We start from the raw sequence: 16,121 nt of genomic DNA, 5'->3' as shown, positions 1-16,121 counted from the left end.
CGATCAGCCCTGATCGCGCAGCGCCTTCCTGGCTTTCAGCAGATTTTGTTTTGCAAGCGCGTTGCCCGGTAGCAGCGCGACCGCTTTTTCCAAGATCTGGCGGGCTTCCTCCGTCGCACCTGCTTCCAGCGCGATATATCCATAGATATTGACCACCAGCGGATTGCCGGGCTGCACGTGATAGGCCATCCGCGCATGGCCCAGCGCATCGTCCGGTCGGTCCAGCGCCAACAACGCTTGGGCATAGGCGATCTGCAAACTGGCGTCATTCGGCCCCAGTACCGCCAGCAGATCGCGATACAGGTTCGCCGCAGCCTGCGGGCGGCCGTTGGCGGCGTCTAGGTCGGCCAAAAACCGGCGCGCCTGCAGATCGGACGGATTGGACCGCAGGAAGCGCTCCAACAGCGCACGCTCCCCCTCCGCATCCCCTAATGCCCGATATTGCGCAGCCAGTCGCGCCACAAGCTCGGGCGAGGAATCCAGCGCGCCCGCTTGTCGATAGGCCTTCAGGGCAGCGGCGCGGTCGCCGGCTTGCGCCAGCACGTCGCCGAGCAGAAGGGACGCATCGGGCACCCCGCCATTGGCGCCCTGCAGCGATCGGGCCGTGGCCAATGCTCTATCCAAATCGCCGCCTGCCAGCATCTTGCGTACCGATCCCGCCGGACCATCTCCGCCAGCGTAGACTGGCGCGAGTGTGTCCTGACCGGGTGTCTGCGCGCGGTTCAGATATTGCGCGGCCTGCCCCTGCTCCCCCTGCGCTTCCAATGCCCGCGCCATGACCATATTGGCGTAGCTGTTCGACGGATCGATACCGTGCCGGGCCATGGCATCGGCTGCAGCACCGGGGTCCCCGGCCCGGTACAGCGCCCGCGCAGCCAGCATCGCGGCCTGCGCATTCATCGGTTGCCGCTCCGCCAGCCGCGCCCAGTGGCCTGCGGACGTCCGGTCATTCCCCAGCCCGAACTCCACGGCGCCGCTCAGCAGCATCATCGCGGGCACATCCTGCATCTTGGCGTCGGTCAAAATGATGAAGCGCTTGGCAAGTGCAAAGCGATGCGCGCGCGCAGCGATCACCGCCTGCATGAAATAGCCGCGCGGATTGCCAGGCTCCAACGCCACGATCTTTCTGGCCACCTTCAGCATGTCGCTGTGCCTGCCCAAATCACCGAGCGTCGATCCATATTCGATCAGCAGCGGAACATCGTCCCCAGATTGGGCCAGAGCCAGCTCGAACCATGGCAATGCTGCGCGAAGCCCGAATTGGGTGCGGATCAGCCGACCGCGGAATTCCAGCGCGCGCACATCGCCGGGATCGATAGCGATCGCACGGTCTGCGGCCTGAACCGCGCCGGCCAGATTGCCGGCCACCAGCCGGAACCGCCCGATATCCGTCCATAGCGGCGCGTCATCACCACCCGCGGCAATAGCCCGGTCGAATGCGGCGCCAGCGGCCGAAAAATCTCCCTGATCGAGATAGACGCGCGCCGCGATGCGCGCGGCATAGGCACGATGTTCCGGCACGATATCGTCCGATTTCAGCTGCGCCAGCGCCTCATCGTAGCGCCCTTGCAGCCAGAGAGATTCTCCCAGAAGATGCCGGACCTGAGAGGGCGCCGCTCCCAACTGGACCGCCTTGCGCAACTCTTCTTCGGCGGTGAGCGAATCAAACAGCCGTAAACTGGTGATCGCCAGCGCAATATGTGCCGGCGCCCAGTTCGGATCGTTCGCAATGGCGTTCAGAAGCTCCACCCGTGCGGCACGATGATCCTGGTCGAACGCGAACGCTTCAGCCCGTTCAAACGCTGGCAGCGCCGGCGATTGGCGGCTCTGCGCGCCCAGCGGCAGGCCGCCCAGCACCAGCAACAGCAGTGCGAAGAATACAAGCGGCGCAGCCCTCCTGATTCCGCGTGTCCGCGCGGTGCACTCAGCTGCCAAGATCATATTGCTTCAACAGATCGTAAAGCGTGGGCCGGCTGATCCCGAGCAATTTGGAGGCGCTGGAAATATTGCCCCCCGTCTGCGCGATGGCGCGGCGAATGGCCTTGCGGTCGGCCAGTTCGCGAACGGTGCGCAAATTGATCGGCTGATCCTCGCACCCCTGCTCGGGGCCCTCCAGATCCAGATCGCTGGCAAGGATATGCTTGCCGTTGGCCATGATGACGGCGCGCTTCATGCGGTTTTCCAGCTCCCGCACATTGCCGGGCCAGTCATGGGTTTCCAGCGCCGCAAGTGCATCAGGGCCCAATGCCGAAACACGGCTGTTAAGCTCGCTGGAAAAGCGTGCCAGAAAATGTCTGGCCAGCAGCGCGGCATCGCCTGTTCGCTCGGCCAGCGGCGGGATTGGCACTTCGATTTCCGCGAGCCGGTAATATAGATCCTCGCGGAAGCTTTCCTCTGCAATCATCGCTTTCAGATCGCGGTGCGTGGCTGTGACGATCCGGACATCCACCGGGATCGGCTTACGCCCGCCGACCCGCTCGATCACACGTTCCTGCACGAACCGCAGCAATTTGACCTGAAGCGGCAGGGGGATATCGCCTACCTCATCGAGGAACAGCGTGCCGCCGGCGGCCAGCTCGATCTTGCCTTCCACCGTGCGGATCGCGCCGGTGAAAGCCCCTTTCTCATGCCCGAACAGCTCTGCTTCCAGCAGCGTTTCGGGAATGGCGGCACAGTTGATGGCAATGAACGGTCCATTGGCCCGGTCGCTCGCCGCATGAAGCCCTTTGGCGAGCAGCTCCTTGCCCGTGCCACTGGCGCCGCGCAGCATGACCGAAATTTGCGTGGGGGCCACACGCTCCAGCATCTGGAGCGTCTTGCCCATTTCCGGCGCACTGCTGATCAATCCGGCGAACGGACCCGCGCGCTGCGTTCCAGCCGCATTCAGCCGCCGGTTTTCATCCTCGAGATTGCGAACATGGAAGGCGCGCCGCACGATGAGCTGCAACTCGTCAATATCGATCGGCTTCTGATAAAAATCCCATGCACCGCCGGCGATGGCGCGCTGCGCGCTCGATCGCTCGCCATGACCGGATGCCACGATCACTTTCAGATCGGGTTTCAGGTGCAGCATTTCGGAGAGCGTCGCCAAGCCTTCGCTCACGCCATCGGGATCAGGCGGCAGGCCCAGGTCCAGCGTTGCGACCTGCGGCTCATCCGAACGCAAAAGCGCAACGGCTTCGGACCGATTACCGGCGCACAGCACCTCCCATTCCTCGAACGCCCATTTCAGCTGGCGCTGCAAGCCTTCATCATCCTCGATAACCAGCAATTTGGGCTTGGTCGCACGCATCATGCCGCGGCCCGTTCAGCGTCGGGTCCATCGCGGAACGCCGCGTCGGCCAGCTGCGCGGCAAGTGGCAGCTCGATGGTGAAAACGGAACCGCTGCCTACCAAGCTGTCCGCCCTGACGTCCCCGCCCATCGCGCGGGCCAATATGCGTGCCTCATACACGCCGATGCCGAGACCGTTTGGCTTGGTGGACTGAAATGGGCGAAACAAGGCGCTGCGCACGAATTCGGCGTCCATCCCGCATCCTTCGTCTTCCATCGCAATGACGGCCCGTCCGCCCTGCGCCATGGCGCGCAGATGAATTGGCGCATCCGCCGCACTCGCCTCCACGGCGTTCTGCAAAAGATGGGACAGGATGGTGTGGAGCGTCTCCGGATCAGCCGCGACCGCCAAATCCGACGGCAGGTCCGCCAGTTTCAGCCGATCACCCAAAGCGACCGCTGCCACCAGCTTTGTCACCACATCGCGCAAGAGGACCGGACGCGGCGGCCCCGGTTCGGCCAGTTCACGCCCATCGAGCCGCGCTAGAAGTGCCTGCATCTTGGCCGTGGCCCCCTGAAGCGTGGCGATCATGTCCTTGCGGAAATGCGCATTGTCGGCATGTCGTTCGGCATTGTGGGCCAGCAGCGACAATTGGCTCGCCACATTCTTGATATCGTGCAGGGCAAAGGCAAAGCGCCGGTTGAATTCGTCAAACTGACGGGCTTCGGTCAGGCGTTGCTGGCTTTCTGCCGCGGCCAGATAGCTTGCCGCCTGGCGCCCTGCCGCGCGAAGGATGTCGATATCCTCCCAGTCCAGCGGCCGTGCCACGGCGGGATGGCCCAGCAGCACGATGGCAATCAGGTGCCCGCCGTGGACCAGTGGCACCGCGGCGAACATGCGCGATAAGGGCAGAGCCCCCTGGGCCGACTGGAAATCCTGCCCCGCAGCCTCTGTGCGGAAGGCATCTCCATCCAGAATGGATTGCGCTTCTTCCAATTGCCGCAGCAGATCGCCCGGCAGCGACAGCGAACCGATATCGCCCCAATTCCATTCCGCCGTCGGTCGAAACTGATCGCCCGCGCCCCGTTGTAACAGCACGGCCTCCGGCGCATCGACGATGTTTGCGATTGCCCGAACGATCCGCGCACCAATGTCCAGCTCGCCCCTGCCATGATTGTCCTGCCCGCCATCGGGCAGCCCCACCGTGTCGGCAAAGCGCATCCACTCCGTGCGATAATCATAGCGATGCTGAAAGAAATGCTGCGCAACAAATCGCTTCAGCCTCGCGCGCAACCGATGCGACGGAATGACGAGAAATGCGGCCACAGAGGACAGGGCAACAAAGCCGAGTGCCAGCGGAGCCGCTCCGCGATGCGCCATCGATCCCAGCAGTACCACGGCCCCCACATATAGCGCGAGCACGCCGAAAGCTGTGAACTGGAACGCCGCCTGATGGGACAGCGCGAATCGCCAGCGCGCACTATCCAGCAACGCGATCCCCATGGCCGGAACAAGCAGCGCGATGATCAGCGCGCGACTGTCCCACAGCATGTCAGTGCTGACGTCCGGAAGTATGGCGAGAAGATACAGACCAAGATCATAGGTCCAGATGGCCGCCAGCGTGGTGAGCGCGAGCGCCATGCTGCCCTGGCTCCTGGCCTGCGATAGATGATAGATATTTTGGACCAGCACCAAAGCTCCGGCAGCGAACAGCATCCGCAGAGACGCGATCAGCAGCATGTCGTTCCCGCCCGAGAAATAGGCAGCCGCCAGCGTGCCGATCAGAACGTAGAGCAGCACCCCCATCAGTGCGCCCATGGTAACGGGTCCGCCGCCTGTGCGGCGCATGATGGCGTAGAGAAAATAGAGCCAGCCGGCGTTGCGAAGCGTCTCGGTCAGCGCTGTCATTGCCGTGCCGGGCGCGGCCAGTGCCGTGGCCATGCACCAGAGCGCCGTCAGGATGAGCGCGCCCACCATCGCCCGATCCGGCAGGCGGCGCAATTTGCTGCGGCTCAGTTGCCAGACGGCCAGCGAAATGAACGCGCATGCGGCAATGACCCCGCCCCAGAAGGCCAGCCCAGTCAACGCGCCCCCGCCGGCCACAGCACGACGCGCAGGGTCTGGAGCAGAATCAGCAGATCCAGGAAGGGGGTGTAATTCTTGGCATAATAGAGATCATATTCCAGCTTCTGCCGGGCGTCTTCCACGCTGGCGCCATATGGATAATTGATCTGCGCCCAGCCGGTTATGCCCGGTTTGACCATGTGCCGCTCCGCGTAATAGGGCATTTCCTGTTCCAGCTCGGCCACAAACTCGGGCCGTTCCGGACGTGGGCCGACAAAGCTCATCTCGCCCTTCAGGACGCTCCAAGTTTGTGGAAGCTCATCGACCCGGATCTTGCGGATTAGACGGCCTACCCGTGTGATCCGCGGATCGTTCTCGCTCGCCCAGATCGCCTTGCCACCGGCCTCGGCATCGGTGCGCATCGAGCGTAGTTTCAAAATCTCGAAAGGCTCGCCAAACAGGCCGACACGGGTTTGGCGGAAAAAGGCAGGGCCCTTGCTTTCCAGCTTGATGATCCCGGCAAATAGAAGAATGATCGGCCCCGTCAGCACCAGCAGGAGCAGGCTTACGATCACATCGAATATGCGCTTGGCGATGGTCGACAAGCGGCGGCCGGACGAAAAACCGTCTGAGAATATCAGCCAGCTGGGATTGACGCTATCGAGGTCGACCCGCCCGGTTTCGCGTTCCAGGAAAGTCGACATGTCATTGACATGGACACCCGTCGTCTTGATCCGCAGCAGATCTTCCAGCGGCAGGGCATTGCGCCGTTCTTCAAGCGCGAGCACGACTTCGCTGGCGTTCATCCGGATAACGAACTTCTTCAAATTGTTGATCGCCCCGCGCGCGATGGCTTCTTCCACCATCTGCTCGCCCTCACTCATCGCGATGAAGCTGACGACGGTGAAACCGCTGCCCGGACGTTCTTCGATCACCCGAATTCTGTCCGCCCGCTTGCCGGCGCCCAGCACGATCAACCGGCGCTTGAAGGCTTCGCCGCCGATCAGACTGCTCAGGAGCACCCGATCGGCAAATATCAGGATGAAGGAAATGATCATCGCATAGAGCGAGATCGATCGCCACAAGGTCACGCCGGGAAGGGCAAAGGCCAATATCGCCAGAAGGATGATGCCAAGCGATACCGCCACCAGCCAGCGTGCGGTGGCAAAACGAACAGATTGCAACGCCTGCGGGCTATAAGCTCCAACGGCCACCGCTGCGGTTTCCAGGGCCAGGGCGAAAGTGAGCAGCGATGGCATACGCTCGCCAATGAAGCCCAGCTCCATGTCGATCTGCTGCGCGCGCAGAACCCAGCCGATTTCGGCGGCCACCATGAGCAGCACGAAATCGATGATCCCGAGAAACAGCACCGCGTGCGGCACATAATGTTTGAAGAGCCTGATCACTGGCGGAGGCCGACCTTTCTGATGGTCGGCAGCCTATAGCATATCCGCGTAAAATGTCGGTTAACTTTACACTTGGCGGCTAGGCGGCGATGCGGGGCACCCTGCCCCGCCCGATATTGGCTCAGTTACCCAGCTTATTCGCAGCATCCTGCGCCGCATCGCCAACGTCCTTGGCCGCATCGCCAACATCCTGTGCAGCAGCGCCGATCGCGTCATTCTTGGCATTGTTGCTGTTCACAGCCTGCATAACGAAATAACCGCCGACGATCAGCGCGATGAGCAGCAGAGCGCCAATCAATATGCCACTACCGCCGCCGCTGCGCCGTTCGGGCACGTCGCGCTCAATGATGGTGGTGGTATGGGTGGATCCGTCGGCAAAGTTTTCTGTGCGGCGCTCTTCGGTTGTCATCATCAATACCCTTTTTGCCTAATTCGGCAACGGAACACGCGGATTGCTAAAAAGTTCCGCATGTGAAACGTTCCATGCTGTCTTCATCAACCGATTAACGTCAGGAAATTAACCGATTTTTCGCAGTCCCGCCTTAATCCCGCGTGGATATGGATCGCAATCTGAAGCTCATGCTCACTGTACTTGGCATCGCCATGTTCCTTGCATTTGTCCTGCCTTCTCTGGGCGAAGCCGCTGCGCCCGGCACGCCGCCGGCTCCGGAGATCGCAGCCGCTCCGGAGACGCCGCCTGCCGACACGATGCCGGTTGTCGCGATGACCGCCACCATGCCGACGGATTTTACCATGCCATCCAGCGGCAATCTTACCGCGCCGACCGGTATAACCGGCGCCCCGACCGGTTTCGATGTCCCCATGCCTCAATCAGGCCCGATGGCCCAGGCGGGGGTGATGCCGCAGCCGGTCATGCCGCCTCCGGCTTCACAGCCCAGCTACACTCCGCCGCCGCCGCAGCCGACCGCGCCGCGCTATCGCATACCGCCGCCATCGCAAGGCCGCCCGTCCGACATCGGGCCGCCGGTCGATCAGCGCGTCCTGCGTTAAACGACCGGCCTATTTGGCCAGGATAGAGAGCGCCGCCGCGCTCAGCGCCTCGGCCCCGGTGCCGACCACCGCCTCGGCGTCCGGTGCCCAGAACGGGCTGTGCAGAGAGGGCAGGTCCTTGTCCCCAGCCTGCGCCGCCGCCCAATCCTCGGTCGGTACGCCGCCGACCCAGAAGATCATGCTTTCGATGTCCTTGTCCGCACGCCAGTAACGGCTGAAATCCTCGCCGCCCATCACCGGTGTCGCCTCGATCACACGCTTCTCGCCAAATCGCTCCGTGAACAACGCCGCCATTTGGCTGGTGAATTCTGGCGTGTTGTAGACCGAGGGCGTGAATTCATCTTTCACGGTAACCACCGGCATATGATCCTGCGGAAAACCGCTCGCCATCGCCTCGCCTTCCGCCACGCGCTTGATCCCGTCCAGAAGCTTCGCACGGGTTTCGTCGGAGTAACTGCGCACCGTCAGCAGCAGCGTTGCCTCATTGGGAATGATATTGTGCTTGGCACCGGCGCGAAAGCTGCCGACGGTCACCACCGCCGGCGTCTGCGGATCCAGCTCCCGGCTGACGAGTGTCTGCAACGATGTGACGATCTTGGACGCCAGCACGATCGGATCCTTGGTGGTGTGCGGATAAGCGCCATGGCCACCCACGCCCTTCACCACCACATCCACGCTGTCCACATTGGCAAGCGCGAACCCCGGCGTATAGCCAACCACACCCGCCGGCGCGCTGGCGGTGTCATGAAAGGCGATGGCGTGGGTGGGCTTGGGAAAGCGATCGTACAGCCCATCTTCCAGCATCCATTTTGCGCCCATGCCGCGCTCTTCCGCCGGCTGCAAGATCGTCACCAGCGTGCCGGACCATTGGTCTTTCATGCCGGCCAGCGCCGTTGCCGCGCCAACCCATCCTGCCATGTGCGTATCATGGCCGCAGGCATGCATCACCGGACTGGTGATGCCGTCATCGGTGGTGGCGACAACATCGGAGGCGAAGGACAGCCCGGTCTGTTCCTCCACCGGCAGGCCGTCCATATCGGCACGGATCAGCAGCACGGGACCCGGGCCGTTCTCCATCACGGCCACCACACCGGTCTTGCCCACTCCCTCGGTCACATCATAGCCCAGATCGCGCGCCATCCTGGCAAGCTTGGCTGCCGTTTCGGTTTCGTAGCCGCTCAGTTCAGGATGGGCATGCAGATCGCGATACAGCGCCATCAGCTTGGGCATTTCGGCCTGAATGGAATCGTGCAGCGGATCGGCGGATGCAGACATTGGGGCCAAGGTCGCAATGGCGGCACCGAGCAGGGCGAGGGTTTTGAGGCGCATGATCTGATTCTCCCGTTTTTGCCTGGCAAGCATAGGCAGCTCGTGGAAAGTCGCAAAGGTCGCGATACGGCGCGCGTCACATCCGCCTCCGGCATGGGTCGCATTCGACGAGGTGACAGCAGGCATCAATCGGGCGGTTCCGACGCATGGGGGCGCATTTCCCCAATCAGATCCAATTAGGACAGCGGACTTTGCGCATAAAAAAAACCCGCCAGATCGCTCTGGCGGGCTTTTCACATTGTCAGAACGACAGTCGCTCAGTCGGTGCCGCGATCGAGATCGAAACGATCGGCATTCATCACCTTGGTCCATGCCTTCACGAAATCCTTCACGAACTTCTCTTCATTCCCCTTCTCGGCATAGACTTCGGCCACGGCGCGAAGCTGCGAGTTGGAGCCGAAGATAAGATCGGTCCGGGTGGCCGTCCAGAGCTGCTCGTCACTGTTGCGGTCGGTTCCGATGAATTCCTCATCGCCGCTCTCGTCTACCACCTTCCAAGCCAGACGGTTGTCCAGCAGGTTCAGGAAATAGTCGTTGGTCAACTGGCCAACCTTGTCGGTCAGCACGCCATGCTTGCTGTTACCCTGATTGGCACCCAGAACACGCAGACCGCCAACCAGAACCGTCATTTCCGGAATGGAAAGACCGAGAAGCTGCGCACGATCCACCAGCATTTCCTCGGTCTTCACCGAATGCTTGGTCGACAGATAATTGCGGAAACCATCGGCCTTGGGCTCCAGTGGCTCAAAGCTTTCGGCATCGGTCATCTCGTCGGTCGCATCGCCGCGGCCCCCGGTGAACGGTACCGAAATGTTGAAGCCGGCATCCTTCGCCGCCTTCTCAACCGCCGCCGTACCGGCCAGCACGATGGCATCGGCCATCGAAAGACTGCCGCGCAGTTCATCGATCTTCGACAGCGTGCTGGACAAATCCTGCGGGTCGTTGACCGCCCAGTCCTTTTGCGGAGCCAGACGCACACGCGCACCATTGGCACCGCCGCGATGGTCAGATTTGCGATAGGTGGATGCCGAAGCCCATGCCGCCTTCACCAGATCGGACACGGACAGGCCGCTATCCAATATGGCCGACTTGAAGCTGGACACATCGCTGTCGGAAGGCATGTTGCCAGCCGGAATGGGATCCTGCCAGATCAGGTCTTCGCCTGGAATTTCCGGTCCATAATAACGGGCTTTGGGACCCATATCGCGGTGCGTAAGCTTGAACCATGCGCGGGCAAAGGCATCCTTGAACGCTTCATGATCGTCGCGGAAACGCTTGGAAATTTCCAGATAGGCCGGGTCCATTTTCAGCGCCATGTCCGGCGTGGTCATCATGGTCGGCACCTTTTTGGAAGCGTCATGCGCGGCTGGCGCCATGTCTTCTTCCTTCTGGTCGATCGGCTGCCACTGCTTGGCACCCGCCGGGCTGGTCACGATTTCGTAATCATAATCCAGCAGCAGGCGGAAATAGTTCTCCGACCAGGTCTTCGGCGTGTTGGTCCAGCTGCCTTCGAGACCTGACGTAATGGCATGTTCGCCAACGCCGCTCTCATAGCCGCTGGTCCAGCCAAGACCCTGGAACGCGATGTCCGCGCCTTCCGGCTCCGCACCGATCAGGCTGGCATCGCCAGCGCCATGGCACTTGCCAAAGGTATGGCCACCGGCTGTCAGTGCAACAGTTTCCTCGTCATTCATGGCCATGCGGCTGAACGTCTCACGCATGTCGCGGGCGGACTGCAATGGATCGGGATTGCCACCGGGGCCTTCCGGATTGACGTAGATAAGGCCCATCTGAATCGCCGCAAGCGGGTTTTCCAGCGCCATTTCCTGATCGGGCTGGATGCGGGTTTCCTCGCCTTCCACCCAATTTTCTTCGGTGCCCCAGTAGACGTCGCGCTCGGGCTCGAACACGTCGGCGCGGCCGCCACCAAAGCCGAACACCGGGCCACCCATGGATTCAATAGCCACATTACCCGTCAGGATCAGCAGATCGGCCCAGCTGATATGCTTGCCGTATTTCTGCTTGATCGGCCAAAGCAGGCGACGGGCCTTGTCCAGATTGGCATTGTCCGGCCAGCTATTGAGCGGCGCAAAACGCTGCTGACCGCTGTTGGACCCACCGCGGCCATCGGCCGTGCGATAGGTGCCAGCGGCGTGCCATGCCATGCGGATGAAGAATGGGCCATAGTGACCATAATCGGCCGGCCACCAGGGCTGGCTGTCGGTCATTAGCGCAGTAAGATCCTGCTTGAGTGCCTGATAGTCGAGCTTCTTGAAGGCTTCGACATAATCGAAATCCTCTCCCATCGGATCGGATGTCATGCCCCCCTGCGTCAGAATGTCGAGGGGAAGCGCGTCCGGCCACCAGTCCCGGCTCTGCCGCCCAAGCAGGCCGCGCACGCCGCCGTCGCCACCCATGGGGCAACCGCCACTCATTTCACCAGTCTTCATGTCCATCGCGCTTCTCCTAAGTCTATCACGTCTTCCTTATAGTAACATATCGCGGCGCTTTAATCGAGCGAAGCGATAAAATTCAGTCAGACCGAGTGATAAATTCGATTGGTTGAATGGAATGAATAAGGCAGGGTTAAGTCGCAGCATATACACAAAGCGCCATAAATCTTGGTAGCAACCAATAGATGTTTTTTAATCTGCCACGCACAAATCTAAAAAGCACCATTCACTTCTAGCAAACTAGTTTCATCAGACTGGCTGTTTTGCGATTTAATCTTAAATACAGGTATATCTAACAACGGTTTTCCGTTTTCGTCAATATCACCGACGTTAGCGCTATTCTGTTCAATTGCTGCATCGGCTTTTTTGATGTCCTTATCCAGTGATTGAACAGTGAAGGGCTCAAATCGATCAAATATCGCGTTAAGTTTGTCGCGATGATCAGGACTCATAATTTCTACAAAACCGTCTTCTGAGTTTTTGATATACTTCCCAGATACATAAGGAGAAACAGCATCAATAACGGATAGAGCCTTCGGTGACGGATCATACTTCGCCAGCCAATACAAGGCGGCAACGTCTCCATCATCCAGCTTTTCGCTGCTCGTAGCACCAAGCAATTGAGCTCTAGCCACCAAGTTCTTCGGATTGATTATGGCTGGGTTGGTCGGCTTGATGGTGCTGCTTGCAATAGCATCCTGCGTAAGTTGCAAAATAGACGCTGGGGTGCAGTACATTTGATGATCCATTAAATGACGCGTTGCCTCGTAAAAGTTACTTGGCTCACGCGCCCGTACGTCATTTCTATGCGCACTCAATGTGCTATTTACCAATAATCTTACGGAATTGATATTATCGGCACCAAATAAAAAATGCTCCTCATAAATATCTAATCCAGCTATGGTCGCAGTTCCTCCAAGAGATATTATCTCTAGAAAGTCCTGCTGCTTGCTTGATGATTGGAAATCACGTAGCGCAACCAAACCGGTCAGAATCGTTATAATTGGTGCAATAAGTGAGCGTGAAATACCGGTAGCATTTTGAGATCCGCTTTTCTCTGCAAAAAAGTCCATGCATCGACTTTTTACTAGCGTAAAACCTGATTCTAGCATTGCGTCTGATAGATCACGATCCCTTGGGTGACTCATCGACAGGCACGCTTGCTTTTTGAATTCCGCCGTGAGATCCGCATAGTCGTACTGGGGTAAATAAGAATTTGATCTAGAAATATTAACATTATCATGAGGCCCCCGCATAGTTTTCTGCTGACTTGCAAGGATTTCCCTGGAGTTAGTTGGATCAGTGCATTGTGAACTGGTAAATTTTCCTCCCATTACAACCCGTGGCGGGCCATAAATGGCATTTGAAAAGCTGCAACTACACAAAGCCAAGGACCCCAGTCCGACGACTCCCACTTTAAGCAGTTTCATTACACCCCCCAAGATTACTGTATGATAACTGCTCTATATCATGTTTGATCTCGTTTAGAAAGTTGGAAGGTCTTGCCTGGGAAAGCGTGAGATCACTCTGCCGTCCAGCCGCCGTCGACGGACCAGTTGGCGCCGGTCACCTGTGCAGCCTCATCGCGGCACAGGAAGACGCCGATCGCAGCCACCTGTTCGGGCGTGACGAATTCCTTGGTCGGCTGGCCATCCAGCATCACCTTGTTGATCACATCCTCGCGCGACATGTTGCGCGCCTTCATGGTGTCGGGGATCTGGTTTTCCACCAACGGCGTCCAGACATAGCCGGGGCTGATGCAATTGGCGGTGATGCCATGCTCGGCCAGTTCCAGTGCGATGGTCTTGGTAAAGCCGGCCAGCCCATGCTTGGCGGTTACATAGGCCGTCTTGAATGGCGAAGCCGCCTTGGAATGGGCCGAGGCCGTGCCGATGATGCGGCCCCATTTCTTTTCTTTCATATAAGGCACCGCATGCCGCACCGTGTGAAAGGACGATGTGAGGTTCAACGCCAGAATAAGGTCCCATTTCTCCGGCGGAAAATCTTCGACCGGATCGACATGCTGCGTACCGGCATTGTTGACCAGAATGTCGATCCCGCCAAATTCATCGGCAGCCATCTTCATCATGTCCTCGATCTTTTTCGGCTTGGTCAAATCCGCATCGGAATAGACCGCCCTGGCGCCGTTCAGGACTTCCAGCGCCTTGCGTTCCGCCTCGATCTCATCGGCATCACCAAAGCCGTTGATGACGATGTTCGCTCCTTCGGCAGCCATGGCCTTGGCATAGGCCAAGCCGATGCCGCTGGTGGAACCGGTGATGAGAGCAGTTTTGCCTTGGAGGAACATGGGAGATATCCTTTCTTCTGAAGTGATTGGTCAGGCCTGTTATTCGGCGGCACCGTTGCCGTTGCCGTTGCCGTTGCCGTTGGCATCCACCGCCACATCGAACGCGGCGGTTTTTCCATCGGCGATGTTGCGCGCAAGAATGTCGCCCTCGTCGATGGTGCGGCACAGCGCCTCATTGCCTTGATGCCAATGGTCCAGCATCGTCGAGCGGGAAAATTCGAAATCCTTGGCGCCAGTTTCCCAGGCGCGGGTGCGATAGACCAGTTGCACCACGTTCACCGCGCTTTCGGCCACCCGCTCACGCAGGGCCTTTATCTCCGGTTCGTCGCGCATATCGCTGGGCAGGCGGTCGATCAGCGTGCGCATCGCCTCATGGTCCTTGCGCAGCCGCAAATACTGGTCGGTGACGGAGCGGGTGCGACTGGAGAAGCGAATATCTTTCTCGCGGCTCCACACATCCGTCATGCGGCGCGGCAATTTCCCACGCGCCGGAAACAGATCGATCTGGAAGATGAGGGTATCCCCTTCCCCTTGCGTATCGAGAATATAGCCCAGCGGCGTGTTAGACACGAGACCGCCGTCCCAATAATGACGCCCGTCGATCTCGACCGGCGGCAGGCCTGGCGGCAGCGCGCCGGAGGCCATGATATGGCGCGCGTCGATGCGGGTGGGATTGATGGCGCTGCGCGTATCGAAATATTGGAAATTGCCCGTTTCGATATCCACCGCGCCAACCGCAACCCGCATCGGACCGTCGTTCAGCAAATCCCAGTCGACCAGCTCGTTGAGCGTTTTGGCCAATGGCGCGCTGTCATAATAGCTGATGGCGGCCTCACTGCCTGCGGGCGCCCAATTCGGCATAGTCCAGTGCGGAACGAAGAAGCCCGGCACGCCAAAACTCGCCACCGTCGCTGCAGCAGCCAGATGGGCGCCTTCGCGCAGCCGGTTCTCGTCCGGCAAAATAAATGCAGGCATGCCGCCAGACACCATTTCCCAGAAGGTGCGCAATGCCTCGATCCGTTTCTCGGGAGGGTTGCCCGCGATCAGCGCGGCATTGACGGCGCCGATGGAGATGCCCGCGATGCAGGTCAGCGGTATCGCATGATCGTTGATCGCTTCAAACACGCCGGCCTGATAGCTGCCAAGCGCACCGCCGCCTTGCAGCAACAGCACCACCTGATCGGGCAAGGGCAAGCCGTCGCGTGGCCCGGAGCCGCTTGGGCCGCGCTGGGGTTCTGCTTCTATATCTGCCATGATTTGCCTTTATATGCTCTATCGCAGGAACCGGTGGCAACCGGCGATGGTTCCCATCGCGAAACAATCTGCTAGCGTCCGCACCTCCCCCTTGTGTTCAGGAAAATGTCATGCGTCTCGATGATTTGGACCCCAGCAGCAACGCCCAGGATCTTGGCCGTGGGGGCGGCGGAGGCGGAGGCGGCCTTGGAGGGCTGCTCGGACTGTTGCCGCTGCTGATGGGGCGCAAGCTCGGCTGCGGCACGATTGTCATCATCGCCATCATTGGCTTCTTTATTTTTTCCGGCGGCGGCGGCCTCGGCCTGTCTGGCGGCGATGGACCGGGCCGGCCCGCCACGGGTGGTTCGGCAGAGACCTATGATACGCAGGCAGAACTGTTTTCTGGCCGGGTGCTGGCATCGACCGAGCAGACATGGGCCCAGCTATTGCCCGGTTACAAACCGGCCAAGCTGTATTTCTACGATCAAAACAATCAATCCGGGTGCGGCGCGGCGCAGGCGGCCATGGGCCCCTTCTATTGCCCGACGGACCAGGGCATTTATCTGGACACCAGCTTCTTCAATCAGATGGAGCAGCAGATGGGTGCCGGCGGCGATTTTGCGCAGGCCTATGTCATCGCGCACGAAGTCGGCCACCACATCCAGAAGCTTACCGGAATTGCCGATGACGTGCGCCAGCGTCAGGCACGCGTGAGCCAGGAAGAGGGCAATCAGCTACAGGTGCGCATGGAGCTGCAGGCCGATTGCTATGCCGGCGTCTGGGCCGGTCAGAATCGAGACCGTCTGGAGCCTGGCGATGTGGAAGAGGGCATGACCGCCGCCCACGCCATTGGCGACGATACGCTGATGCGCGAGGCCGGCAAACGCCCGGTCGAAAGCATGTTTACCCATGGCACCAGCGAGCAGCGCATGCGCTGGCTGCAGCGCGGCATGCAGAGCGGCGATCCCAAGCAGTGCGACACATTCGCGGCGCAATCGCTCTGAGCGCCGGGCTGTTGTGACAGATGCGCCGCTCCTGCTATCG

General features: G+C 60.0%; 12 protein-coding genes. 2 read left to right on the top strand and 10 right to left on the bottom strand.

Features of this window, described 5'->3' with window-relative positions:
• Positions 1 to 3 precede the first annotated feature (3 nt).
• The 5 genes from G410_RS0102000 to G410_RS0101980 all read right to left on the bottom strand — a co-directional run bounded on the left by G410_RS0102000 (position 4) and on the right by G410_RS0101980 (position 7,152).
• Positions 4 to 1,941 (bottom strand): tetratricopeptide repeat protein, encoded by a 1,938-nt coding sequence (locus tag G410_RS0102000; RefSeq protein WP_084488878.1) that lies wholly within the window; start codon positions 1,939 to 1,941, stop codon positions 4 to 6.
• Complete coding sequence (gene prsR, locus G410_RS0101995) at positions 1,925 to 3,292, bottom strand: PEP-CTERM-box response regulator transcription factor (RefSeq protein WP_028970950.1); 1,368 nt, start codon at positions 3,290 to 3,292, stop codon at positions 1,925 to 1,927. Before prsR ends, G410_RS0102000 begins: the two co-directional genes overlap by 17 nt.
• Complete coding sequence (prsK, locus tag G410_RS0101990; protein WP_028970949.1) at positions 3,292 to 5,358, bottom strand: XrtA/PEP-CTERM system histidine kinase PrsK; 2,067 nt, start codon at positions 5,356 to 5,358, stop codon at positions 3,292 to 3,294. Before prsK ends, prsR begins: the two co-directional genes overlap by 1 nt.
• Positions 5,355 to 6,743 (bottom strand): TIGR03013 family XrtA/PEP-CTERM system glycosyltransferase, encoded by a 1,389-nt coding sequence (locus G410_RS0101985; RefSeq protein ID WP_022671984.1) that lies wholly within the window; start codon positions 6,741 to 6,743, stop codon positions 5,355 to 5,357. The genes prsK and G410_RS0101985 overlap by 4 nt, the downstream gene beginning before the upstream one ends.
• Positions 6,744 to 6,864: 121 nt before the next feature.
• Complete coding sequence (locus G410_RS0101980; protein ID WP_028970948.1) at positions 6,865 to 7,152, bottom strand: hypothetical protein; 288 nt, start codon at positions 7,150 to 7,152, stop codon at positions 6,865 to 6,867.
• 149 nt (positions 7,153 to 7,301) lie between these two features.
• On the opposite strand from G410_RS0101980, the gene G410_RS0101975 reads away from it, so the two are divergent.
• A complete protein-coding gene (locus tag G410_RS0101975) occupies positions 7,302 to 7,754 on the top strand; it encodes a hypothetical protein (RefSeq protein ID WP_156851826.1) in 453 nt (150 codons plus the stop codon).
• 9 nt (positions 7,755 to 7,763) lie between these two features.
• On the opposite strand, the gene G410_RS0101970 is transcribed toward G410_RS0101975, so the two are convergent.
• The 5 genes from G410_RS0101970 to G410_RS15225 form a co-directional block, all read right to left on the bottom strand.
• Entirely contained in the window at positions 7,764 to 9,083 is a 1,320-nt protein-coding gene (locus tag G410_RS0101970) for an amidohydrolase (protein WP_028970947.1), read from the bottom strand.
• A gap of 257 nt (positions 9,084 to 9,340) precedes the next feature.
• A complete protein-coding gene (katG, locus tag G410_RS0101965; RefSeq protein WP_022671980.1) occupies positions 9,341 to 11,539 on the bottom strand; it encodes a catalase/peroxidase HPI in 2,199 nt (732 codons plus the stop codon).
• Between the two features lie 209 nt (positions 11,540 to 11,748).
• On the bottom strand, positions 11,749 to 12,966 hold the full coding sequence (locus G410_RS17885; RefSeq protein ID WP_156851825.1) for a hypothetical protein: 1,218 nt from the start codon (positions 12,964 to 12,966) through the stop codon (positions 11,749 to 11,751).
• A 92-nt stretch (positions 12,967 to 13,058) separates the two neighbouring features.
• Entirely contained in the window at positions 13,059 to 13,844 is a 786-nt protein-coding gene (locus G410_RS0101955) for a 3-hydroxybutyrate dehydrogenase (protein ID WP_022671978.1), read from the bottom strand.
• Between the two features lie 39 nt (positions 13,845 to 13,883).
• Complete coding sequence (locus tag G410_RS15225; protein ID WP_022671977.1) at positions 13,884 to 15,098, bottom strand: DUF3734 domain-containing protein; 1,215 nt, start codon at positions 15,096 to 15,098, stop codon at positions 13,884 to 13,886.
• A gap of 110 nt (positions 15,099 to 15,208) precedes the next feature.
• On the opposite strand from G410_RS15225, the gene ypfJ reads away from it, so the two are divergent.
• Positions 15,209 to 16,081, top strand: a complete 873-nt coding sequence (gene ypfJ, locus G410_RS0101945) for a KPN_02809 family neutral zinc metallopeptidase (RefSeq protein WP_022671976.1) — start codon at positions 15,209 to 15,211, stop codon at positions 16,079 to 16,081.
• Positions 16,082 to 16,121: the final 40 nt, after the last annotated feature.

This window comes from Novosphingopyxis baekryungensis DSM 16222 (genome assembly GCF_000420305.1).
Taxonomy (GTDB): Bacteria; Pseudomonadota; Alphaproteobacteria; order Sphingomonadales; family Sphingomonadaceae; genus Novosphingopyxis; species Novosphingopyxis baekryungensis.
The sequence above is the reverse complement of the archived record's forward strand: the minus strand, read 5'-3'. Positions and strand labels throughout refer to the sequence as shown.